Here is a 23,991-nt window from a genome sequence, read left to right as displayed (position 1 = left end):
TTTGATTTATTTGGACAATGCTGCAACTACACCTATGTCAGCTGTAGCTATCGCAGAAATGACCAAGGTTATGCAAGAAACCCATGGTAATCCTTCAAGTATTCACAGTCATGGTCGTTATGCTGGTAAACTGCTCCGTGAAGCTCGTCAGGACTTGGCTCACTTACTTGGAACCAAACCTCAACATATCTTTTTCACGTCTGGTGGTACAGAAAGTAACAATACAGCTATCATTGGCTATTGTCTCCGTCATCAGGAACGTGGCAAACATATTATCACTACAGCTATTGAACACCATTCTGTCCTTGAGACCATTGATTATCTGGTTCAACATTTTGGCTTTGAAGCGACCATCATCCAACCAGAAAATCAAGAAATCACTGCCCAACAGATTCAAGAAGCTTTACGTGACGATACCATCCTCGTTTCAACTATGTATGCTAATAATGAAACAGGGAGTCTCTTGCCTATTGTTGATATTGGACATATTTTAAAAGACCATCCTGCTGCTTATCATGTAGATGCTGTACAAGCCATCGGGAAGATTCCTATTCATCCCGAAGAATTAGGAATTGATTTCCTTAGCGCTTCTGCTCACAAGTTCCATGGTCCAAAAGGAGTTGGTTTCCTCTACGCTTCATCTATGGACTTTGATTCCTACCTTCACGGTGGGGACCAAGAGCAAAAAAAACGGGCTGGAACAGAAAACCTTGCAGCCATTGTAGGTATGGTTGCTGCTCTCAAAGAAGATCTGGATTATCAAGTTGAACATTACCAAAAACTAAGTTCCCTTAAAACGGTTTTTCTAGAAGAGATTGCCGATTTAGACTACTATCTCAATGAAAGTCGCAACCAACTGCCTTATGTTTTAAATATCGGTTTTCCTGGTCAGAAAAATGATTTGCTTTTACTTCGGTTAGACCTTGAGGGAATTTCAATTTCTACTGGTTCCGCTTGTACTGCTGGTATTGTGCAAACCAGTCATGTACTCGAAGCTTTCTATGGACCCGATTCGCCTCGTTTAAAAGAATCTGTCCGTATCAGTCTCTCTCCTCTCAATACTGAGGAAGAACTGAAACAACTCGCACAAACCTTAAAAAATATTATTGGAGATTAAACTAATGGCATTCGAAAAAACCATTAAACTACAAAACTGTCGCTACAACTATACACTTAGTCCAACTGTTAAAAAGTTCACACTGAAAGACAATACTTTCTTTGAAACAAAAGTAGGAAACTACGAACTGACTCGTCTACTTGAGAAAGTACCTAATAGTGGTGAAGGTTTCAAACTAAAAATCATCATCAATAAAGACCTTACAGGTGTTAAACTCAATATTACTGATAAGTCCGGTCTTCGATTGGTAGATATCTTTAAATCAGATGATCACCATATCCACCAAGAAAAATTCTACTTCCTCATGGATAGTCTTGTAGAACGTGGGATTTTCACTAAAGAGGAAAGATAAGGCCTCATGTATCGTCTCACCTACCTAGATAGTTACCAAATTGAGCGCATACTTGAATACACTGACTACGATGAGCTCATGTTATCCCTATCAGGATGCGTAACGCTACCAGATACATTTCTGGTAACCTCTTTAACCTTTCATGATAAAGTAATCTACCAAGGTTTAGTCGGAGATCTCTATCGATTTCTATCACAAGTTCATTTTTTAGATAAAAACTAAGAATTTTCTTAGTTTTTTCTTATTTTTGTTGATTTTTTCACAATGATTCTATAAAATAGAAGAATAGAAAGGTTGTGATTTTGTGAAAGAAAAACAGTCTGCTATTCCAAAAGCAACAGCAAAAAGACTCTCACTTTACTATCGAATTTTCAAGAGATTTCATGCAGAAAAAATCGAACGTGCCAACTCTAAACAAATTGCAGAGGCTATCGGTATCGATTCGGCGACCGTCCGTCGTGATTTTTCCTACTTTGGTGAACTAGGAAGACGTGGATTTGGTTATGATGTTAAAAAACTCATGACGTTTTTTGCTGACCTCCTAAATGATAACTCCATCACCAATGTTATGTTGGTTGGGATTGGTAATATGGGGCATGCCCTTCTCCACTACCGCTTCCACGAGCGCAACAAAATGAAGATTATCATGGCCTTTGACCTGGATGACCATCCTGAAGTTGGTACTGAGACTGCTGATGGGATTCCCATCTATGGTATATCTCAAATCAAGGAAAAGATTAAGGACGCAGACGTTAAAACTGCTATCCTAACTGTTCCAAGTGTCAAATCTCAAGAAGTAGCCAACCTCTTGGTTGATGCTGGTGTAAAAGGTATTCTCAGTTTTTCTCCTGTCCACCTGCACCTTCCAAAAGATGTGGTCGTTCAGTACGTTGATTTGACAAGTGAACTCCAAACTCTCCTCTATTTTATGCGAAAAGAGGATTAGAAAGCGAAAGCATTTATGAATAAACCAGTTATTGGGATTACAGGAAATGAAAAAGCTCATCCAGATGATGACATCATGATGAGCTATGCAGCAAAAGGCTTTGTTGAAGGAGTCAAGGACGCTGGCGGAATTCCCATTATCCTTCCGATTGGTGACCAAGAAATGGCACATTACTATATCAGTATGATTGATAAACTCATCCTAACTGGTGGGCAAAATGTCGATCCAAAATTCTATGGTGAGACAAAAATAATTGACAGCGATGACTACCATTTACAAAGGGATATCTTTGAACTAGCTCTTATCAAAGAAGCTATCCAGCAGAAAAAACCGATTTTTTCTGTTTGTCGTGGTACCCAGCTTTTTAATGTTGCCATGGGAGGCACACTTCATCAAGATATCGAAGACCACTGGCAGGATTGTTCAGCCGAATACACTACCCAGCGACTTCTTACCGAACCAGATACTGTTCTCAGAGAAATTTACGGAGAAATCTCTCATATTAACTCCTTCCACCATCAGAGTATCAAGAATTTGGCTCCAAATTTAAAGGTTGTGGCCTATGATCCCAAGGATAGGATTATCGAGGCAGTCGTAACAACAGATGACATCCCATTTCTCGGCGTCCAATGGCATCCAGAATTTCTATTTGAAAATCGCCCCAAGGATAAAACACTATTTGACTATGTTGTTAATGAACTTTAAATCAGATCAGTCTTTTCACGGTAACTAAAGTAATCAGAGTGAGAGACAATCAGATGATCCAGAAACACCAGTCCCATTAGTTCACAGGCTTCCTTGACTAACTTGGTTACATGATCATCATTTCGGCTAGGTGCTACTGCACCTGAAGGATGATTGTGGACTAAAATAACAGAAGTCGCCATATGCTTGATGGCATAGTGAAGGATTTCCCTCGGTTCAGCAATGCTACGTGTCGCCGATCCGATAAAGATAGTCTGCTGATGAATGATTTGATTTTGAGTATTGAGATAGAGCGCCACTAGGTGCTCTTGTTTTTTTTCGCCAAGTTCCTGTTGCATTTTTTTAGCTAGCTTTTGACTGCTGAGAATACTTTCCATCTCAAGGGTTTCATGCTTGTGAATGCGATTCCCCAGTTCAATCACTGCTTGTAGTTCAATAGCTTTAATGCGTCCAATACCAGACAGACTCTGCAATTCCTGCAGGGTCATTTTTTTCAAATCAGTTAGACTGTTGAGACTATTCAACACTTTTTGGGCAATTTCAAAAACATTAGCCTTACGCGTTCCGGTTCTGAGTAGTATAGCTAGCAATTCTTGATTGCTCAGTGCCTCTACTCCTTCTTTAACCAGTCTTTCTCTAGGCAAAAGTGAATCTTCTTGGAATGAAATGCTGTACATAAAAATCCTCCTCACTTTATTATTCGTGAGAAGGATGGAAAATTAGATTTTTTTCTCAATTGGAGCAACACTGGCTAGGAGTTTTTTCAGCCCCACTTCTGGGAAATTGATTTTCAGTTCCTGCGTATCGCCACTACCTGAGACCTCCAGAACAGTGCCTTCTCCCCATTTCTTGTGAAGGGCAATGTCACCAATAGACCAGTTGGTATCGCTCGTATCAGTTTTATTTCCAGCTGTATATTGTCCAAACGGGAGACTACTTGACTGGATAGAGCTTGGTGCAGCCTTGCGTTTCCGTTCTTGAAGCGCCTGAGCTAAGCTCATACCTTGACCGAAAGCAATCCCACCACTGCTATAAGAAGCCTTGAAACTGGTGTTAGCTGGTCGAGCCAAGCCTTGATATTCAAGTAAGTCCGAACTGATTTCATTGATGAAACGTGTTGGACGGTTATAGTTGGTCTTCCCAAACAGTAATCGAGAGTTGGCATTGGTTAGATAGAGGATTTTTTCAGCACGCGTAATACCGACATAGGCCAAACGGCGCTCTTCTTCCAGCTCATCAGGATCCTCAGCTGCTCGACTAAGAGGAAAGACATTTTCCTCCATCCCGATGATAAAGACGACTGGAAACTCAAGCCCCTTAGCAGCATGCAAGGTCATCAAGGTCACTTCCGATGTTTCCTGACTACCAGAGTCCGTATCCGCAATCAAGGCTAAGTCATTCAAGAAACGACTGAGTTTATCCAAACCTGTTTCTTCTTGACTATCAGGATTGTCGTCAAAATTCTTTGTAACAGATAGGAACTCTTCGATATTCTCAACCCGAGCCTTGCTTTCTAAGGTTGCTTGGGTATTAAGAATCTCGACATAACCTGTTTTTTCAAGAACTGCTTCAACCAACTCTGTTATGCTTAATTGATCCAGTTGCTCTCGCAAATCCAAAATCATATTGGCAAACTCCCAGATAGACTGGGCTGCCTTACCCTTGATACCAGATAACATGATATTTGCTGAAGCATCCAGCATAGACATATCTTGCATATTAGCAAAGTCGCGAATTTTCTCAACAGTACCTGGCCCAATTCCACGTTTCGGCTCGTTGATAATGCGCTCAAAACTGATATTGTCACTCAGATTGGCAATGAGGTTAAGATAAGCGATAATGTCACGGATTTCCTTACGACTGTAGAACTTGGTCCCACCAACCATAGTATAAGGGATATTAGACTTGAGGAGGGCCTCCTCAATAGTACGAGATTGCGCATTAGTCCGATAAAGAACTGCAAAGTCTTTGTGAAGAAAGTTTTGGCTACGACCAAGTTCATCAATGGTTTTGGCTACAAAAACAGCCTCATCTTGTTCGTCATTTGCACGATAGTAAATAATCTGCTCCCCATCAGCATTCTGAGTCCAGAGATTCTTAGGACAACGATTTTTATTATTTTTAATGACATCATTGGCGGCTTGGAGAATGGTTTTGGTTGAGCGATAGTTTTCTTCTAACAAGACAACCTTGGCTTTGGGATAGTCTTTCTCAAAATCTAAGATATTTTGCATATCCGCACCACGCCAACCGTAGATGGACTGGTCAGCATCTCCAACTACACAGATATTTTTAAAGCGAGATGCCAAGAGTTTGACTAATTGGTACTGGGCATGGTTGGTATCTTGGTACTCATCCACGTGAATGTATTGGAACTTCTGCTGGTAGTAGGTCAAGACATCAGGATTTTGATCAAAAAGACGCAGGGTCAACATGATTAAATCATCAAAGTCAAGGGACTCAGACTGACGAAGCTCTTTCTGATAGGCTGTGTAACACTGGGCCACGATTTGCGTGTACATATCTCCAGCTTGGGCAGCATAAGCCACATCATCAATCAAGTCATTCTTAGCATTGGAAATAGTCCCCAAAATAGTTCGTTCATTCCATTTTTTAGGGTCCAAGTTTAATTGCTTGAGGATTCGTTTCATGAGGGTTCGCTGTTCACCAGGATCTACAATAGTGAAATTACGATTGTAGCCGATATGATCTGCATCACGACGCAGAATACGAACACACATGGAGTGAAAAGTCGCAATTAGACAGTCTTGAGTAGCTGGATTAAGACCATAAGCACGCTCTTTCATCTCACGCGCAGCCTTGTTGGTAAAGGTAATGGCCAAGATATTCCAAGGATTGACCATTTTTTCATCAATCAAATAAGCAATACGGTGGGTCAAAACACGAGTCTTTCCAGAGCCAGCCCCCGCCATGATTAACAAGGGGCCTTCTGTCGTTTGCACCGCCTCAGCCTGACGGTCATTCATTCCATTCAATAATGCGTTCATCTTCTCTTCCTTACTCTTGAAGTCAATGTTTCTATTATATCAGAAATCAGGTAAAATAGAAACTTTACAGAGAACACTTTGATAAGCCAAATTTTCATCAGTGCTTACAAAACATGTATTTTTCAAATGAAATTGAGGTTATTCTTTGACAGGAAAAAGAGCTTGGATAGCATTTCCAAACTCTTTTAATATCATCTAAATCTTAGAACAATCCTAGAACGGTTCCGTCACTTTCAACATCCATGTTGAGAGCTGCTGGTCGTTTTGGAAGTCCTGGCATGGTCATGACATCACCAGTTAAGGCAACGATGAAGCCTGCACCTAATTTTGGTACCAATTCACGAATGGTAATTTCAAAGTTTTCTGGGGCTCCAAGTGCATTTGGATTATCAGAGAAACTGTACTGAGTTTTAGCCATACAGATTGGCAATTTATTCCAACCATTTTGAACGATTTGGGCAATTTGCGTTTGAGCTTTCTTCTCAAAGTTCACTTTGCTACCACGGTAGATTTCAGTAACAATCTTTTCAATCTTTTCTTGAACAGAAAGGTCATTGTCATACAAACGTTTATAGTTAGCTGGGTTTTCAACGATAGTCTTAACAACCGTTTCAGCAAGCGCTACTCCTCCTTCTGCGCCATCAGCCCAGACACTTGCTAGTTCAACTGGCACATCAATAGAAGCACAGAGTTCTTTCAAGGCTGCGATTTCAGCTTCAGTATCAGAAACAAATTCGTTAATCGCAACAACTGCAGGCACTCCAAATTTACGGATGTTCTCAACGTGGCGTTTCAAGTTGGCAAAACCTGCACGAACCGCCTCAACATTTTCCTCTGTCAAAGCATCTTTAGCCACACCACCATTCATCTTAAGAGCACGGAGGGTTGCAACAATGACTACCGCATCTGGAGAAGTTGGCAAGTTTGGTGTCTTGATATCAAGGAATTTCTCAGCGCCAAGGTCTGCACCAAAACCAGCTTCAGTAACAGTATAATCAGCCAAGCGAAGGGCAGTGCTTGTTGCCAAAACAGAGTTACATCCATGAGCAATGTTGGCAAATGGACCACCATGTACAAAGGCAGGTGTACCATAAATTGTCTGAACCAAGTTCGGTTTAATGGCATCTTTCAAGATCAAAGCCAAGGCACCTTCAACCTTCAAATCACCTACAGAAACAGGAGTACGGTCGTAACGATATCCGATAACGATATTCGCCAAACGGCGTTTCAAGTCCTCGATGTCCGTCGCCAAGCACAAAATCGCCATGATTTCAGAAGCAACTGTAATATCAAAACCATCCTCACGTGGAATACCATTTAGAGGACCGCCAAGACCAACAGTCACATGGCGAAGAGCACGGTCGTTTAAGTCTACAACACGCTTCCAAATAATACGACGTTGGTCAATTCCCAGCTCATTTCCTTGGTGCAAGTGGTTGTCAATCAATGCAGAAAGGGCATTGTTAGCAGTTGTAATGGCATGCATATCCCCAGTAAAGTGGAGGTTGATGTCTTCCATTGGAAGAACTTGCGCATAACCACCACCAGCGGCACCACCCTTAATCCCCATTACTGGACCAAGTGACGGTTCGCGAATGGCAATCATGGTTTTCTTGCCGATTTTGTTTAAGGCATCTGCAAGACCGATGGTAATGGTTGACTTCCCTTCACCAGCAGGTGTTGGGTTGATGGCAGTAACCAAGATCAATTTCCCAACTGGATTGCTCTCAACTGCTCGAATTTTATCAAAGCTGAGCTTAGCCTTGTACTTTCCATACAACTCCAAATCATCGTAAGAAATCCCAAGTTTCTCCACAACATCCACGATTGGCTTCAACTCAATACTCTGTGCGATTTCAATATCTGTTTTCATAGCAAACTCCTCTAACCTCTAATATGATAACTCATTATAACACAAAAAAAGTTTTTTCACATACAAAAAGCTTAGTAAAGTTTATAAACATCAAGTTTTAAGTCCAATTTTAGTCATCTTTTCTACTTTTTATAAGTTTTTATAGCCAAAAACTATAATCTTGCAGGAAAATTAGATAAAAAAACAAACGCTTTCTTTTGATTCTATTTTATTTTTTGGTACAATAGTCCTATGAAAATTTTAGTTACGTCAGGCGGTACAAGTGAAGCAATCGATAGCGTCCGCTCTATCACGAATCACTCGACTGGTCGCTTGGGGAAAATCATCACCGAAACCCTACTTGCTACTGGTCATGAGGTTTGTCTGATTACGACTCCTAGTGCTCTTAAGCCAGAACCTCATCCCCATCTAACCATTCTAGAAATCAAAAATACGAATGATCTTCTTTTAGAAATGAAAGAGTGTGTTCAAGATTATCAGGTCTTGATTCATTCGATGGCAGTTTCTGACTACACTCCTGTTTATATGACTGGACTAGATGAAGTTAAGACGAGTTCTAATCTGGAAGAATTATTAGATAAGAAAAATAAAGAAGCTAAGATTTCTTCAACTGATGAGGTGCAGGTTTTATTTTTGAAAAAAACACCCAAAATCATCTCTCTAGTCAAAGAGTGGAATCCTTCTATTCATTTGATTGGTTTCAAACTGTTGGTTGATGTTACTGAAGATCATCTTATTGAAGTTGCAAGACAGAGTCTTGTCAAGAACCAGGCTAACATAATCATCGCAAATGACCTGACTCAAATCTCAGCATATCAGCATCGGGCAATCTTTGTTGAGAAAGATCGTCTTCAAACCGTTCAAACCAAAGAAGAAATAGCAGAACTTCTCCTTGAGAAAATTCATGCTTACGATTCATAGAAAGGAAAGCCATGGCAAACATTCTAATCGCAGTGACAGGTTCCATTGCCTCCTATAAAGCAGCTGATTTAGTCAGTTCTTTGAAAAAACAAGGCCATGATGTCACTGTCTTAATGACCGAAGCGGCAAGAGAGTTTATCCAGCCTTTGACACTACAGGTACTCTCACAAAATCCAGTTCACCTTGATGTCATGCAGGAACCCTATCCTGATCAAGTCAATCATATCGAAAGAGGAAAAGAAACAGACCTTTTTATCGTTGTCCCTGCTACTGCTAATACCATTGCCAAACTTGCGCACGGTTTTGCGGATAATATGGTGACCAGTACGGCTCTTGCCCTACCGAGTCACATCCCTAAACTCTTAGCTCCAGCCATGAATACAAAGATGTATGACCATCCGGCAACTCAGACAAACCTTAAAACTTTAGAAACATATGGTTACAAGCTTATCTCTCCAAAAGAATCCTTACTTGCTTGTGGAGACTACGGAAGGGGAGCTTTGGCAGACCTGGATATTATTTTAGAAAGAATAAAGGAAACACTCAATGAAAAAACGCTCTAATATTGCCCCGATTGCTATCTTTTTTGCGACCATGTTGGTCATTCACTTTCTGAGCTCACTCTTATTTAATCTATTCCCATTCCCAATTAAACCAACTATCGTGCATATTCCTGTTATTATTGCAAGTATTATTTACGGCCCACGAGTTGGTGTTACACTCGGTTTCTTGATGGGGCTACTCAGCTTGACGGTTAACACGATTACAATCCTTCCAACCAGCTACCTCTTCTCTCCATTCGTACCGAACGGAAACATCTATTCTGCGATTATCGCTATTGTCCCTCGCGTTTTGATTGGTCTGACACCTTATCTAGTTTATAAACTATTGAAAAACAGAACGGGTCTCATCATTGCCGGAGCTCTTGGTTCACTTACAAATACAGTCTTTGTACTTGGGGGAATCTTCTTCCTTTTTGGAAATGTCTTCGATGGAAATATCCAAAAACTCCTTGCAACTGTTATTTCAACCAACTCAATTGCTGAGCTTGTCATCTCTGCAGTTCTAACAGTAGCAATTGTCCCACGTTTACAAACCTTGAAAAAATAAAACAACTCCACTTTCGTAATGAAAGTGGAGTTTTCATATTTAATGCATGAGAATAATCAAAAGAATGTGAACACCGAGTCTCACTACATGATGCGAAAGAGGAGTTGGTTCTTGGTTTCTCTGACTATCCAAGTATATACTTACCGACAATAAAATCAAACCCAAAGTAATCATCATATTGACAAAATGAACAATTTCTAACATGATTCCTATAACTTCCATATAGTAAAATCCTACTAAGGGATTAAAGACAAGTGAAAGAGCCAAAACACCTGCTAATAGAGAGATTAACGAAAGGACCAATAAACTATAAACTAGGAAGCGAGTCCAACCTGAGACTACTTTCCCTTCTTTTTTCTGCTTTGACATCATCACGATTACCACGATTAGGTAAACAAAAAGTATCATCACAATTTCTCCTCAGTTCCTATTATTCTTTACCACATTTTAACCAAATATGTCTTAAAAATCAATATTGAACCTTGACTTGGCTGACTATTTATTGTACTATACTTATGTATATACAGATAAATGGAGGTTCTTATGGATATACGAAAAAAAACGCAGTTTATGACCATGACTGCCCTACTCACTGCAATAGCGATTTTGATTCCAATCATTATGCCTTTTAAAATCGTTATCCCACCAGCTTCTTACACCTTGGGAAGTCATATCCCCATCTTTATCGCCATGTTTCTTTCGCCTTTGATGGCTGCTTTTGTGATTATTGCTTCTAGTCTTGGCTTCCTGATGGCAGGCTATCCCATGGTTATCGTCCTGCGCGCCTTCTCTCACATCGTTTTTGGTACTTTGGGGGCTTTGTACTTAAAGAAATTCCCTGAAACCTTGGATAAACCGAAGACATCTTGGATTTTTAACTTTGTTTTGGGTGTTGTTCATGCTATAGCTGAAGTAATAGCTTGTATCATCTTCTATGCTACTTCAGGGACAAATGTTGAAAATATGTTTTATGTTCTCTTTGTCCTAGTTGGTTTTGGCACAATTGTCCATAGTATGGTAGACTATACCTTAGCACTAGCTGTATTTAAAGTGCTTCGAAAACGTCGCTAAAAGGAAAAACTATGACAAAGGATCGCAAACAAGCTCTTCTCAAACTGTTAAAAGAGGCACCAAAAGCCCTCAATGGCCAAACCTTGGCTGAACACTTTCATGTTACGCGCCAAGTCATTGTACAGGATATCGCTATTCTCCGAGCAGATGGAGCTCCTATCCTATCTACCAATCGTGGCTATATCTATAAAGAAAATAATACCAGTCCTTACGTTCACAAACTATTCAAGGTCAAACATGAGATGGAAGAAATCGGTCAAGAACTTCTAGCTATTGTAGATAATGGTGGCCGTGTTCAGAATACTTTGATCGACCATCCAGTTTATGGAGAAATTGAAACCCTACTCAAACTCACTTGTCGTAGAGATGTCCAACATTTTTTAGAGCAAGTCGAGAACTCTGACTTTAGACCACTTTCTGAATTGACAGATGGCACCCATTACCACCTTGTTGAAGCCGAAACACAACAAGACCTCCACTATATCGAGGAGGCCTTGGATAAACTTGGTTATTTAGTAAAAGACTAGAAGGTTTCTTTCTCCCATCCGTCCTCTGTACGGTGGCGATAGAAGAACTCTGACTTGTCAGGTGCTTCCATCATTTCCATCAAAGGCAGCATATCATAGGCCAGTTCCAAGTTTGGAATCTGGTCTTTTTGCACCCAAGATACTTCTTCAAATCTAAAAATTTGAGGTTTATATATGGAGAATTAGCTGTAACATGCTCTAAACACTATCCCTTTAATTTTACATTGAAAATCTTCTCAATAATTTTTTACAATTTCGTTCCCTTAATTTTACTTTCGAGCGATAAACATACCATATTCTTTAGGAATGATCAACATACCATTATTAAACTCACTTTCCAATCTTTTACGTATTATTTCTTCTTCTAACGAACCTATTTCTGAAATTCCTTTAAAGGATTGGATGTATTTAACTAGGTCATCTATACTAGTTACCTGTAACTCATCATCATAGAGCAATATATCGACAGAGTTAAAGTACCTACTTAGGTAACTTTCGCCATTTTGTAAAGTAAAAGTTTTATTTTCCAAATCTTGATTAACCTCATCTTTAAATAAGCCTGCCAAATAATCTACAACTCCATTTTCACCAAATGTAGCACAGTAAAAAATTCCGCCTGTTTTTAAGACTCTATTCACCTCAGAGAGCGCTTTAGGAATATCATTTACATGATGTAGAAGCATATTTGCAATAACAATATCAAATGTTTCATTCTCAAAAGAAATCTTTTGAATATCCATTATTTCATAGTCGACATTGTCTCTATTTCCAATCACTGACTTCGTTGTTTTTACCATATCTTTAGAAAAATCTGTAATAACCAACTGCTTCATTTTATCTATAGAATCACTGTTACTTTTCCACAGTTCTCCTGTACCACATCCCAATTCTAGAACCTTTACTTCATTAGTGATTTGGTAGTTGGAAAATATCCAATTGTTAAATCCTAATTTATTTTTTGAATACTTCTTATGTATGTTTACTCTAATATCAAGATTATCTTGTTTTGCATATTGTTCAATTACTTTATCATCCATTTTCTGGTACTTCCTTTCACATCTTAAGATTATAGCATAAAATAAAACAATCTCCGATTTCAGAATGGAAGGTGGAGATTGTTCAAAATATAGATAGAAAAGAATAATAAGAATTTTAGAAATAATCAGTTGGCTTACTTCGCCATACTTAGCCTATATTTCAGTACCTTCCTTTAAAGAATAACACCTATCAACTAATCATAGAACTAAAAAGTTTCTTTCTCCCAGCCGTCCTCTGTACGGTGGCGATAGAAGAACTCAGACTTGTCAGGTGCTTCCATCATTTCCATCAAAGGCAGCATATCATAGGCCAGATCCAAGTTAGGAATCTGGTTTTTTTCTACCCAAGAAACTTCTCCTTCTTCTGAGGATTGGAGAGTTCCAGTAAACTCTGTCGCCTTATAGCAAACGACGATGTAGCGCCCACCTGTATCTAAGGGCCAATTTTTAATACCGACCAGTTGGGGATTCTGAATCGTTAGACCTGTTTCTTCATAAATCTCACGAATGACAGACTCGGCAAAGGCCTCGCCATTCTCAACATGTCCTCCTGGAAAGGCATAGCCAGACCAGCGATTGTTTTCAGGAGAGCGATATTGCATGACTACTCGCTTATTTTCTAGATCTTCGATTAGACAGATGTTGGTTAAAATGGTTGCTTGCGCACGGGACATAGATTTGCTCGCTTTCTAAGTTGTTATATGCCTTTTTCGAACTTGATATCAGATTTCATGATGAATGGATTAATCAACTCGTGATGTTCATAAGTAGTACGGGCCAAAAAACCTCTAACAATGATGATTTCTTTATCTTGTATGTGATAGTCTATATTGATAGGGATGACTGAATCCGACATAATAGACAAAGCAAAAAATGCTCCAAACCAAAGATAAAGTGCCACCAATCCACTAAATATTTGAAAAATAAGGTGGTACCATTGAAAATCTCTTATTCTATAAAAGATTCTCCAGGGATGGATTAAGAAGGTTAAACAAAAAATGAAAAACCAACTATTCCACAAAATCGGCGTAAAAGATAGTCCAAAAACCAACAACACCAAATGAAGAACCACAAAGGTCAACAAAGCCAAATAGAGTGTTTTAAATGAAAATAACTTAATTCGATTTTCTTTTGTCATGATTTTTCCTCTTTTTGTCCTTATATTTCAAAATCACTATCACTATCGCTGGAATGAAGAAAAAGATTAGATAGGTAGCAATTGGAAGCCAGATGTAGCGATAATCAACAGATAATAGGGAAGGAATTTTTTTAACATTTCTCCCTTTCACTCCAACAATTAAGTGGAGAAGAAAAATAGGTCCATTTATGTATAGAAAAGGTTCTAAAAATTCTTGTACTGAAGTCTTTTCACTAAAACCATCTCTAAAAATACCTTGATAGAGTGTGTGCACCAAAAAGACAAAATTCATAATAATTGGCAAAACATAAGACATTTCCTGATATGGTTTCGGGATAAGTGACGTCCCGAACAACACATACATGATACCAAAAATAGAAAATAATATTATGCCACCATCCATAAAAGAAGCAAGCTTTGGATGCCTTCCCATCCACAATTGGACGTGAGCTATCAAAGAATACTTTTTATGGATTTTTCTCATTTTTCTGTTCTTTTGTTTGATCTTCTTTGGTTTCTTAATCTTTCGTTCCATTTACGCCTCCTTCTTCTCTTTTCTATCTGTATAATCAAAAGCAGAATACCCAGCCCCAAGAAAAAGAAAAAGAGATAACTTACAATAGGAGCCCAGACATAGGCTGGATCCATAGAAATTATAGGGGGGGAAATTCGTTGACTTACGACGTCCTAGCCAATTCAGACCTACCAAGAGATGAAAGGGAAAAAGAAGACCATTGAACCCAATAAATCCCCATGAAAAGTAACGCCATTTCTGAAGTTTATCACTACTAAAACGAAAGACAAGGAAATAGGTTGATAAGAGCAGAAGGAAAAGATTAAAGCTTAAGGGAGAAAGATAGTTTAAGTTTGGGAATGGAGAACCAATGAAAGAGGCAGCAAGAAATGATACAAACAAAGATGCGAATAACACACTCGTATCCAGGAGTTGACCAATCCTTCGGTGCCTTTCCATCCAAAGATAAATCATCTTAGTCCAAGAAGACTTTTCTTTTGTCTTGTACTTCATTTGTCTACTCATCTTCATTTTCATCTACCCCTTTTTTTGAAGCTTTAGAGAGAAAGAAGATTGCCAACGTTAACATCAAGACCAGAAGGTAGACGACAATAGGGAACCAGATATAGGAAGACTCCAGTGAAAACAAAGGTGAGAGAACGACTCTTCCTCTTTTTCTGACGCCAATCAGTTGAAAAATGAAGCTAAGGACATTGATATAAATAAAGGGTTCACAGAATTTTTTAAGGGTCTTTTCTTTTTTTGTTTTCACTGACAAAAAGAGAGCATAAAGCCTATTACCCAAGATAAAAAGATTCAATTGCAAAGGAAATAAGAGTTCTCTGTACCGAAAATCAGCTGGAATGCTTTTGTTCTGTGATGTTGTGAATTCTATCACTAGGAACAAGATGATATAAAAGAAAATATCAAGCATAAATTTGACAAATCGATGCCCTTGTAACCAAAAACGAACAGAATCTAACCCTGATGATTTCTTATAATTCGCCTCTTTTACTTTCATAATAACTTCTCTCTATTTAAAATATATTTTAAAACGTAATCATTTGTTGATTTTGCAATCTGAAAACAAATCACAACTGTCCTTGCATTTAACTCTCAAATTCTGATGATTTCTTATATACCATTCTAATTTGAGTGATCGGTTTTCCAAGTTCAAGTATTTTTTCTTGACCATCAAGAGTAAAACCCATTTTTTGATAAAAAGCAATGGCTCGCTTATTCTCTTTTAATACCCATAAGAATATTTCAGAGAACTGTTCAAGAGTCGTCAGAGCTTCCTTCATTAACTTCTGAGCAATACCTTTTCCATAATAGTCTTTTAAAACATATAAGGCAATAATTTCGCCAGCTTGAATAGCCACATCACGAAAGTTTCCATAACTGATAAAACCAACTACCTTCATGCCATCCATCGCAATCAATGTATTTTCTAGATATTTTTGACTAAAGAATCGACATCTTTCTAATGTCATTGTCTCCTGAAATCCTGCAGGTAAAAGGTCGTCATAAGCCTCTCTCCACGTCTGCCAATGAACGAGGGACTTACCTTCTATCTCTTCAGGGGTTTCCATCTGCTTGATAGTAAGATCCATTTATTTTTCTCCTTCACTACCCCAACGCCTTGACTTCCAACATCATATCGCGTATCTGAGCTGCCAGTTCAAAGTCAAGCACTTCGACGGCTTCTTGCATTTGTTTTTCCAGTTTTTTGACGAGTTCCTTGCGTTCTTGTTTGTTGAGGCTATTGATATCGACTTCCTTATCCTCTTCCTTGGCAACAGCTTTAGTCACGGCAATAAGATCACGGATTTCTTTCTTGATGGTTTGTGGAACGATACCATGTTCTTCATTATAAGCCATCTGGATTTTCCGACGACGGGCCGTTTCATCGATAGCACGTTGCATAGACTGAGTCATCGTGTCCGCATACATGATGACATGTCCTTCGCTGTTACGGGCAGCACGTCCAATGGTCTGGATGAGGCCACGTTCGTTACGAAGGAAACCTTCCTTGTCAGCATCTAGAATAGCAACCAAACTTACTTCGGGTACGTCAATCCCTTCACGGAGCAAATTGATTCCGACCAAGACATCAAAAACACCCAAGCGTAGGTCGCGGATAATCTCTGTCCGTTCCAAGGTCTTGATATCCGAGTGCATATACTTGACCTTGATGCCCATTTCTTTGAAGTAGTCGGTCAAGTCTTCTGCCATCTTCTTGGTCAAGGTTGTGATAAAGGTCCGTTCATTCTTCTCAACACGAGCATTGATTTCACCTAGGAGGTCATCAATCTGTCCCATAGTCGGACGAACTTCCACCTCTGGGTCTAGAAGCCCTGTCGGACGAATGATTTGCTCAATCACTGTCTCGGTCTGTTCATTTTCATAGTCGCCTGGTGTTGCTGAAACGTAAACAATCTGGTGCACATGGCTTTCAAACTCTTCACGACGGAGAGGACGATTGTCCAAGGCTGACGGTAAACGAAAGCCATAATTTACTAACATTTCCTTACGCGAACGGTCTCCATTGTACATACCCTTGATCTGCCCCATGGTCATGTGACTTTCATCAATCATGATCAAGAAATCATCTGGGAAAAAGTCGAGAAGCGTATAAGGAGGCTCTCCCTCGCTTCGACCATCCATATGACGAGAGTAGTTTTCGACACCATTGGTATAGCCCATCTCACGTAGCATCTCAATATCATACTCTGTCCTCTGTTTCAAACGCTGGGCTTCTAGCAGTTTGCCTTCCTTCTCAAAGACAGCTAACTGCTCCTCCAACTCCGCCTGAATCTTGGCAATCGCAACCTCCATGTGGTCGTCATTGGTTACGAAGTGAGTAGCAGGGAAAATCGCCAAATGATCGACTTCTCCCAATACCTGACCTGTCAAAGCCTCAACTTCACGGATACGGTCAATCTCATCCCCGAAAAACTCTACTCGAAAAGCGTGTTCATCTCGGGAAGCTGGGAAAATCTCCACTACATCCCCACGCACACGAAATCTTCCCCGTTGGAAATCAATATCATTGCGTTCAAACTGAATATCCACCAAGTCATTCAAGAGTTTATCACGAGAAATCTCCAGACCTGGACGAAGACTAACAACACTATCAGAATATTCCTTTGGCGAACCCAAACCATAGATACAAGAGACTGAAGCTACGACGATGACATCATTGCGCTCCAGAAGGGCTGAAGTCGCTGAGTGACGGAGCTTGTCAATCTCGTCATTGACTGAGCTATCCTTCTCAATATAGGTATCACTCGAAGGAACATAGGCCTCGGGTTGGTAATAATCATAGTAGGATACGAAGTACTCAACAGCATTTTCAGGGAAAAATTCCTTAAACTCCCCATAGAGCTGACCAGCTAGGGTTTTGTTATGGGCAATGACCAAAGTTGGTTTATTGACTTTGGAAATGACCTGACTCATGGTATAGGTCTTCCCTGTACCCGTCGCCCCCATCAAAATTTGGGCCTTCTCTCCACCTTCGATATTGTCAACCAACTGCTCAATCGCTTGGGGTTGATCTCCTGAAGGTTCGTATTTTGATACTAGTTTAAATGTATTATCTGTAATTCTATTAATCATAAGTGCCTCATCTGCATTTTTCTATCCTTCTATTTTACCATAAATTTACTTTTCAGACTCTTCTCTAGGTTGGTAAGAGCGAGGGTTCTATGTTACATTTTCTCACATAAAATCCATAAAATTTGCCTTTTCATTCATTTTCTGATATAATGGGAAAATATTCGGAAAAGGAGACTAAAAATGAAGAAAAAAATACTAGCATGTTTGCTCATTTTATTTCCCATTTTCTCACTAGGTATGGCAAAAGCTGATACTGTTAAGATTGTGTCTGATACAGCTTACGCACCTTTTGAGTTTAAAGATTCAGATCAAACCTATAAAGGGATTGATGTTGATATTATCAATAAAGTCGCAGAAATCAAAGGATGGAACATCCAAATGTCTTATCCTGGCTTTGATGCAGCTGTAAATGCGGTGCAGTCAGGTCAAGCAGATGCTATTATGGCAGGTATGACAAAAACAAAAGAACGTGAAAATGTCTTTACCATGTCTGATACTTATTATGATACAAAAGTTGTCATTGCTACCACAAAGGCAAATAAAATCACCAAATATGAGGATCTTAGCGGCAAAACAGTTGGAGTTAAGAACGGAACTGCCGCTCAACGTTTCCTCGAAAGTATCAAAGATAAATACGGTTTCTCTATTAAAACCTTTGATACAGGTGATTTGATGAATAACAGTCTAAGTGCTGGTGCTGTAAATGCCATCATGGATGACAAACCTGTTATTGAGTATGCGATTAACCAAGGACAAGATCTCAGCATCAATATGGATGGTGAGGCTGTTGGAAGCTTTGCCTTTGGTGTCAAGAAAGGTAGCAAGTATGAACACTTGGTTACCGAGTTTAACGAAGCTCTAGCACAAATGAAGAAGGATGGTAGCTTGGAGCAAATCATCCAAAAATGGACAGCTTCTACAACTACGGCAACCCCAACGACAACTACTGCTGCTGGACAAAAAGCTACTCCAGTGAAGAGCAAGTACATTATTGCCAGCGACTCATCTTTCGCCCCATTCGTCTTTCAAAATTCAAGCAATCAATACACTGGTATTGATATGGACCTCATCAAGGCCATTGCCAAAGATCAAGGTTTTGAAATTGAAATTACCAACCCAGGATTTGACGCAGCAATCAGTGCTGTTCAAGCAGGACAAGCAGATGGTATCATTGCTGGTATGTCTGTAACAGATGCCCGTAAGGAAACCTTTGACTTCTCAGAATCATACTACACAGCAAATACGATTCTCGGTGTGAAAGAATCAAGCACAATTGCTTCTTATGAAGACCTCAAGGATAAAACTGTCGGTGTTAAAAACGGAACTGCCTCTCAAACCTTCCTTACTGAGAACCAAAGCAAATACGGTTATAAGATTAAAACCTTTGCAGATGGCGCATCTATGTATGACAGTCTGAACACTGGATCTATCGATGCCGTGATGGATGACGAGCCTGTTCTCAAATATTCTATCAGCCAAGGTCAAAAATTGAAAACACCAATCGCTGGAACTCCAATCGGTGAAACCGCCTTTGCGGTTAAAAAAGGAACAAACCCTGAATTGATCCAGATGTTCAATAATGGACTTGCGAACCTCAAAGCTAACGGAGAATTCCAAAAGATTCTTGACAAGTATCTAGCTAGCGAAACTTCAACTAACTCTACAAGTACGGTTGACGAAACTACTATCTGGGGCTTGCTTCAAAACAACTACAAACAACTTCTTAGTGGACTTGGAATCACTCTTGCTCTAGCGCTTATTTCATTTGCAATTGCCATTGTCATCGGGATTATCTTCGGTATGTTTAGCGTTAGTCCATACAAATCTCTTCGTCTAATCTCTGAGATTTTCGTTGATGTTATTCGAGGAATTCCATTGATGATTCTTGCAGCCTTCATCTTCTGGGGAATTCCAAACTTCATCGAGTCCATTACAGGCCAACAAAGTCCAATCAATGACTTTGTAGCTGGTACTATCGCCCTCTCACTTAATGCGGCAGCTTATATCGCTGAAATTGTTCGAGGCGGGATTCAAGCTGTTCCAGTTGGACAAATGGAGGCCAGCCGCAGTCTTGGTATCTCTTATGGAAAAACCATGCGTAAGATTATCTTGCCACAAGCGACTAAATTGATGTTGCCAAACTTTGTCAACCAATTCGTTATCGCTCTTAAAGATACAACCATCGTATCTGCTATCGGTTTGGTGGAACTTTTCCAAACTGGTAAGATCATCATCGCCCGTAACTACCAAAGTTTCAAGATGTATGCAATCCTTGCTATCTTCTATCTTGTAATTATCACGCTTTTGACTAGACTAGCGAAACGCTTAGAAAAGAGGATTCGTTAATGGCAAAACTAAAAATTGATGTAAATGATTTGCATAAGTATTATGGAAAAAACGAAGTTTTAAAAGGCATTACGACTAAATTCTATGAAGGAGATGTTGTCTGTATCATCGGTCCTTCTGGTTCTGGTAAATCCACTTTCCTCCGTAGCCTTAACCTTCTCGAGGAGGTAACGAGTGGTCACATCACTGTGAATGGTTATGATTTGACTGAAAAGTCAACCAATGTCGACCATGTTCGTGAAAACGTGGGAATGGTCTTCCAACATTTCAACCTCTTTCCTCACATGTCCGTCCTAGAAAATATCACTTTTGCACCTATTGAACACAAACGAATGATAAAAGAAGAAGCTGAAAAATTGGGGATGGAGTTGCTGGAGAAAGTCGGTCTTGCAGACAAAGCTAATGCTAACCCAGATAGCCTATCAGGTGGTCAGAAACAGCGTGTAGCTATCGCTCGTGGACTTGCCATGAATCCTGATATCATGCTCTTTGATGAGCCAACTTCCGCTCTTGATCCTGAGATGGTCGGAGATGTACTAAACGTTATGAAGGAATTAGCAGAGCAAGGCATGACCATGATTATCGTAACCCATGAGATGGGATTTGCTCGTCAGGTAGCCAACCGTGTTATCTTTACGGCTGATGGTGAATTCCTGGAAGATGGGACACCAGATCAAATCTTTGATAATCCGCAACACCCTCGTCTAAAAGAATTTTTAGACAAGGTCTTAAATGTATAAAACAAAACTGTAAGGTTCTCCTTACAGTTTTTTAATTGCGTATTGGATTTTTTGTTTTTTTTGAAAATTATGATAAAATAAAAACTATGATAATGAGGAAATCTCATCCCTAGTCCAACTAGGAAAAAATATAGAAATTAGGTAGCTAGATGTCATCAAAGGTTATTGTTACAATTTTCGGTGCGAGTGGAGATTTAGCTAAACGCAAACTCTACCCTTCCCTTTTCAGACTCTATAAATCAGGCAATCTCTCTGAGCATTTTGCTGTTATCGGAACAGCTCGTAGACCTTGGAGTAAGGAATATTTTGAATCTGTAGTTGTCGAATCCATCCTTGATTTGGCAGATAGTACCGAGCAAGCCCAAGAATTTGCTAGCCACTTCTACTATCAAAGCCATGATGTGAACGATACGGAACATTACATTGCTTTGCGCCAATTACAAGCTGAGCTTAACGAAAAATACCAAGCTGAACACAATAAGCTCTTCTTCTTGTCTATGGCACCTCAGTTCTTTGGAACTATTGCCAAGCACCTCAAATCTGAAAACATTGTTGATGGCAAAGGTTTTGAGCGCTTGATCGTTGAGAAACCATTTGGTACAGACTACGAAACAGCTAGCAAACTCAATGAAGATCTCCTTGCAGCCTTTGATGAGGAGCAAATCTACCGTATTGACCATTACCTAGGTAAAGAGATGATTCAGAGTATCTTTGCTGTTCGTTTTGCCAACATGATCTTTGAGAATGTTTGGAATCGCGAACACATCGATAATGTTCAGATTACCTTTGCGGAACGCTTGGGTGTAGAAGAACGCGGTGGCTACTATGATCAATCTGGTGCCCTTCGTGATATGGTGCAAAATCATACTCTTCAACTCCTCTCTCTTCTAGCCATGGACAAACCAGCTAGCTTTACAAAGGATGAGATTCGTGCTGAAAAGATAAAGGTCTTTAAAAACCTCTATCATCCAACTGAGGAAGAATTGAAGGAACAGTTTATCCGTGGTCAATATCGCTCTGGTAAAATCGATGGCATGAAATACATTTCCTATCGTAGCGAGCCAAACGTCGATCCTGAATCTACAACAGAAACTTTCGCATCTGGCGCCTTCTTTGTAGACAGCGATCGTTTCCGTGGTGTTCCCTTCTTCTTCCGTACAGGGAAACGTCTGACTGAAAAAGGGACTCATGTCAATATCGTCTTTAAGCAAATGGACTCTATCTTTGGAGAACCGTTAGCGCCAAATATCTTGACCATCTATATCCAACCAACTGAAGGATTCTCTCTCAGCCTCAATGGGAAGCAAGTCGGTGAAGAATTTAACCTGGCACCAAGCTCTCTGGATTACCGTACAGATGCTACTGCTACTGGAGCCTCACCAGACCCATACGAGAAATTAATCTACGATGTCTTGAATAACAACTCAACCAATTTTAGCCACTGGGATGAGGTAAGTGCTTCGTGGAAATTGATTGACCGTATCGAAAAGCTCTGGGCTGAAAATAGTGCCCCACTTCATGACTATAAAGCTGGAAGCATGGGACCACAAGCTAGCTTTGACTTACTTGAGAAGTATGGAGCCAAATGGACCTGGCAACCAGATATCGCCTATCGTGAAGAAGGTCGTTTAGAATAACAAAAATATCCTGCAAGATTGACTTGCAGGATATTTATTTTGTATTAAATCAAGCCCTCTAAGAGACCTTTCATAAAGTTTTCGGAGTTGAATTCACCGATATCATCGATTTTTTCACCGAAACCAATCAATTTTACAGGGATATTGAGTTCTTCGCGGATAGCCAGAACAACACCACCTCGGGCAGTTCCATCAATCTTAGTCAATACAATACCGGTAACAGGAGTGATTTTAGAAAATTCTTTAGCTTGCACCAAGGCATTTTGTCCAGTTGAAGCATCGAGTGCCAGGAAGGTTTCATGTGGCGCGTCTGGTACGACACGTTTGATAATACGACCAATCTTTTCCAACTCAGCCATGAGGTTGTCCTTGTTTTGCAGACGACCTGCTGTATCAATCATGAGAATATCAATCCCTTCTGCTACAGCACGTTCCATCCCATCAAATACCACACTTGCTGGATCAGCCTTTTCAGGTCCCGTCACAACAGGAACAGCCACACGTCGACCCCATTCTGCTAGCTGGGCCACAGCACCCGCACGGAAGGTATCTGCCGCAACCAACATGACTTTTTTTCCAGCTTGTTTGTAGCGATGAGCCAATTTCCCGATAGAAGTTGTTTTCCCAACACCATTGACTCCGACAAAGAGCATGACTGTCAAACCATCTTGGAAGTGGATACTTTCATCGTAGTTGCCATCCTTCTCATAGAGTTCAACCAATTTCTCGATAATGACACGACGAAGTGCGTCTGGCTTCTTAGCGTTTTCGAGTTTAGCTTCATAGCGTAGTTCTTCTGTTAAGTTGGAAGCGACTTGCACACCGACGTCACTCATGATGAGCAGTTCTTCCAATTCCTCGAAGAATTCTTCATCGACTGAACGGAAGTTGGCAAAGAAGGCATTCAAACGAGCACCGAATCCCGTACGCGTTTTCTTGAGACTGCGGTCATATTTTTCCTGAACGGTTTCTTCAACCTGAGGAAGTTCGTCTTCTACTACTTCAGATGCAGGCTCTTCTACAGTTTCTTGGTTCTCTTCTTCTAGAATTTTTTCTGACTCTTGGAATCGTTCCAGTTCATCAGATTCTAGCTCAAGCTCTTCCTGAGCAGTTTCCTCGACTGCTTCTGGTTCAATAACTTCTTCTGTCGAGATCTGTGGGGTTTCTTCTTGAGCAGGTGTTTCTTCCACTTTGTCCGTCGCTGTCTCTTCGACTGCCGTTTGGTTTTCTTCAACTTCTTCTGACAAATCAAGATTTTCCAGAGCTTCTTTTACAACATCTTCAATTTTCGGCTCTTCTTTTTTTCCGAATAGACGGTCAAATAATCCCAT

25 protein-coding genes and 1 pseudogene are annotated in these 23,991 nt (G+C 40.0%); 13 read left to right on the top strand and 13 right to left on the bottom strand.

The genetic code is table 11. From position 1 onward, the window contains the following. Position 1 precedes the first annotated feature (1 nt). The 5 genes from SNAG_RS04855 (at position 2) to SNAG_RS04835 (ending at position 3,120) form a co-directional block, all read left to right on the top strand. A complete protein-coding gene (locus SNAG_RS04855) occupies positions 2-1,117 on the top strand; it encodes a cysteine desulfurase family protein (protein WP_096407062.1) in 1,116 nt (371 codons plus the stop codon). Positions 1,118-1,121: 4 nt separating this feature from the next. Then, the gene (locus SNAG_RS04850) at positions 1,122-1,469 is read left to right on the top strand and encodes a DUF1831 domain-containing protein (RefSeq protein ID WP_096407060.1); all 348 of its coding nucleotides are present in this window, start codon (positions 1,122-1,124) and stop codon (positions 1,467-1,469) included. A gap of 6 nt (positions 1,470-1,475) precedes the next feature. Beyond that, positions 1,476-1,691 (top strand): DUF4649 family protein, encoded by a 216-nt coding sequence (locus SNAG_RS04845; protein ID WP_096407057.1) that lies wholly within the window; start codon positions 1,476-1,478, stop codon positions 1,689-1,691. 82 nt (positions 1,692-1,773) lie between these two features. After that, a complete protein-coding gene (locus tag SNAG_RS04840; protein ID WP_000660646.1) occupies positions 1,774-2,415 on the top strand; it encodes a redox-sensing transcriptional repressor Rex in 642 nt (213 codons plus the stop codon). 15 nt (positions 2,416-2,430) lie between these two features. Beyond that, the gene (locus SNAG_RS04835) at positions 2,431-3,120 is read left to right on the top strand and encodes a gamma-glutamyl-gamma-aminobutyrate hydrolase family protein (protein WP_096407054.1); all 690 of its coding nucleotides are present in this window, start codon (positions 2,431-2,433) and stop codon (positions 3,118-3,120) included. Here SNAG_RS04835 and radC read toward each other — a convergent pair. The 3 genes from radC to SNAG_RS04820 form a co-directional block, all read right to left on the bottom strand. Beyond that, complete coding sequence (radC, locus tag SNAG_RS04830) at positions 3,117-3,797, bottom strand: RadC family protein (protein WP_096407052.1); 681 nt, start codon at positions 3,795-3,797, stop codon at positions 3,117-3,119. The two genes, SNAG_RS04835 and radC, sit on opposite strands and share 4 nt — an antisense overlap. Before the next feature lie 42 nt (positions 3,798-3,839). Next, positions 3,840-6,128, bottom strand: coding sequence for a DNA helicase PcrA (gene pcrA / locus SNAG_RS04825; RefSeq protein WP_096407049.1), 2,289 nt, complete (start codon positions 6,126-6,128; stop codon positions 3,840-3,842). A gap of 202 nt (positions 6,129-6,330) precedes the next feature. Next, the gene (locus SNAG_RS04820; protein WP_096407047.1) at positions 6,331-8,001 is read right to left on the bottom strand and encodes a formate--tetrahydrofolate ligase; all 1,671 of its coding nucleotides are present in this window, start codon (positions 7,999-8,001) and stop codon (positions 6,331-6,333) included. 231 nt (positions 8,002-8,232) lie between these two features. Between SNAG_RS04820 and coaB the strand changes: the two genes are divergently transcribed. Genes coaB through SNAG_RS04805 form a run of 3 tightly spaced genes read left to right on the top strand, consistent with a single transcriptional unit; the run spans position 8,233 to position 10,032 of the window. After that, positions 8,233-8,922, top strand: a complete 690-nt coding sequence (gene coaB, locus SNAG_RS04815) for a phosphopantothenate--cysteine ligase (RefSeq protein WP_096407044.1) — start codon at positions 8,233-8,235, stop codon at positions 8,920-8,922. A gap of 11 nt (positions 8,923-8,933) precedes the next feature. Further along, positions 8,934-9,485, top strand: a complete 552-nt coding sequence (coaC, locus tag SNAG_RS04810) for a phosphopantothenoylcysteine decarboxylase (RefSeq protein WP_096407041.1) — start codon at positions 8,934-8,936, stop codon at positions 9,483-9,485. After that, positions 9,469-10,032, top strand: coding sequence for an ECF transporter S component (locus SNAG_RS04805; RefSeq protein WP_096407038.1), 564 nt, complete (start codon positions 9,469-9,471; stop codon positions 10,030-10,032). The genes coaC and SNAG_RS04805 overlap by 17 nt, the downstream gene beginning before the upstream one ends. 39 nt (positions 10,033-10,071) lie before the next feature. Here the strand turns inward: SNAG_RS04805 and SNAG_RS04800 are convergent, their stop codons facing one another. After that, positions 10,072-10,440 carry a hypothetical protein gene (locus SNAG_RS04800; protein WP_096407036.1) on the bottom strand — a complete coding sequence of 123 codons (369 nt, stop codon included), beginning with the start codon at positions 10,438-10,440 and terminating at the stop codon, positions 10,072-10,074. Between the two features lie 135 nt (positions 10,441-10,575). On the opposite strand from SNAG_RS04800, the gene SNAG_RS04795 reads away from it, so the two are divergent. Next, positions 10,576-11,103, top strand: coding sequence for an ECF transporter S component (locus tag SNAG_RS04795; RefSeq protein WP_096407033.1), 528 nt, complete (start codon positions 10,576-10,578; stop codon positions 11,101-11,103). A gap of 11 nt (positions 11,104-11,114) precedes the next feature. Continuing rightward, the gene (locus SNAG_RS04790) at positions 11,115-11,630 is read left to right on the top strand and encodes a transcription repressor NadR (RefSeq protein ID WP_096407030.1); all 516 of its coding nucleotides are present in this window, start codon (positions 11,115-11,117) and stop codon (positions 11,628-11,630) included. On the opposite strand, the pseudogene SNAG_RS04785 reads toward SNAG_RS04790, so the two are convergent. From SNAG_RS04785 to uvrB, 8 genes and pseudogenes are all read right to left on the bottom strand, one after another. Beyond that, positions 11,627-11,776 (bottom strand): annotated as a pseudogene (locus tag SNAG_RS04785) (8-oxo-dGTP diphosphatase); the annotation flags it as partial. The gene SNAG_RS04790 and the pseudogene SNAG_RS04785 overlap by 4 nt on opposite strands. A 123-nt stretch (positions 11,777-11,899) precedes the next feature. Beyond that, positions 11,900-12,667, bottom strand: coding sequence for a class I SAM-dependent methyltransferase (locus SNAG_RS04780; RefSeq protein WP_000342212.1), 768 nt, complete (start codon positions 12,665-12,667; stop codon positions 11,900-11,902). Positions 12,668-12,873: 206 nt separating this feature from the next. Next, the gene (locus tag SNAG_RS04775; protein WP_096407028.1) at positions 12,874-13,341 is read right to left on the bottom strand and encodes an 8-oxo-dGTP diphosphatase; all 468 of its coding nucleotides are present in this window, start codon (positions 13,339-13,341) and stop codon (positions 12,874-12,876) included. 23 nt (positions 13,342-13,364) lie between these two features. Further along, the gene (locus tag SNAG_RS04770; protein ID WP_096407025.1) at positions 13,365-13,805 is read right to left on the bottom strand and encodes a hypothetical protein; all 441 of its coding nucleotides are present in this window, start codon (positions 13,803-13,805) and stop codon (positions 13,365-13,367) included. Beyond that, entirely contained in the window at positions 13,783-14,340 is a 558-nt protein-coding gene (locus tag SNAG_RS04765; RefSeq protein ID WP_096407023.1) for a hypothetical protein, read from the bottom strand. Before SNAG_RS04765 ends, SNAG_RS04770 begins: the two co-directional genes overlap by 23 nt. A 496-nt stretch (positions 14,341-14,836) precedes the next feature. Continuing rightward, a complete protein-coding gene (locus tag SNAG_RS04755; protein WP_096407020.1) occupies positions 14,837-15,340 on the bottom strand; it encodes a hypothetical protein in 504 nt (167 codons plus the stop codon). Positions 15,341-15,428: 88 nt separating this feature from the next. After that, entirely contained in the window at positions 15,429-15,932 is a 504-nt protein-coding gene (locus SNAG_RS04750; RefSeq protein ID WP_096407017.1) for a GNAT family N-acetyltransferase, read from the bottom strand. 16 nt (positions 15,933-15,948) lie between these two features. Further along, entirely contained in the window at positions 15,949-17,937 is a 1,989-nt protein-coding gene (gene uvrB / locus SNAG_RS04745) for an excinuclease ABC subunit UvrB (RefSeq protein ID WP_096407014.1), read from the bottom strand. Positions 17,938-18,117: 180 nt separating this feature from the next. Here uvrB and SNAG_RS04740 point away from each other — a divergent pair, with 180 nt between their 5' ends. The 3 genes from SNAG_RS04740 (at position 18,118) to zwf (ending at position 22,660) form a co-directional block, all read left to right on the top strand. Continuing rightward, entirely contained in the window at positions 18,118-20,283 is a 2,166-nt protein-coding gene (locus SNAG_RS04740) for an ABC transporter substrate-binding protein/permease (RefSeq protein ID WP_096407012.1), read from the top strand. Then, entirely contained in the window at positions 20,283-21,023 is a 741-nt protein-coding gene (locus SNAG_RS04735) for an amino acid ABC transporter ATP-binding protein (protein ID WP_096407008.1), read from the top strand. The genes SNAG_RS04740 and SNAG_RS04735 overlap by 1 nt, the downstream gene beginning before the upstream one ends. Before the next feature lie 149 nt (positions 21,024-21,172). Continuing rightward, positions 21,173-22,660 carry a glucose-6-phosphate dehydrogenase gene (zwf, locus tag SNAG_RS04730; RefSeq protein ID WP_096407005.1) on the top strand — a complete coding sequence of 496 codons (1,488 nt, stop codon included), beginning with the start codon at positions 21,173-21,175 and terminating at the stop codon, positions 22,658-22,660. Between the two features lie 44 nt (positions 22,661-22,704). On the opposite strand, the gene ftsY is transcribed toward zwf, so the two are convergent. Beyond that, complete coding sequence (ftsY, locus tag SNAG_RS04725) at positions 22,705-23,991, bottom strand: signal recognition particle-docking protein FtsY (RefSeq protein WP_096407002.1); 1,287 nt, start codon at positions 23,989-23,991, stop codon at positions 22,705-22,707.

It is taken from the genome of Streptococcus sp. NPS 308 (assembly GCF_002355895.1).
Taxonomy (GTDB): Bacteria; Bacillota; Bacilli; order Lactobacillales; family Streptococcaceae; genus Streptococcus.
Note: the sequence above shows the minus strand (reverse complement) of the source record. Positions and strands in the feature narration are given on the sequence as shown.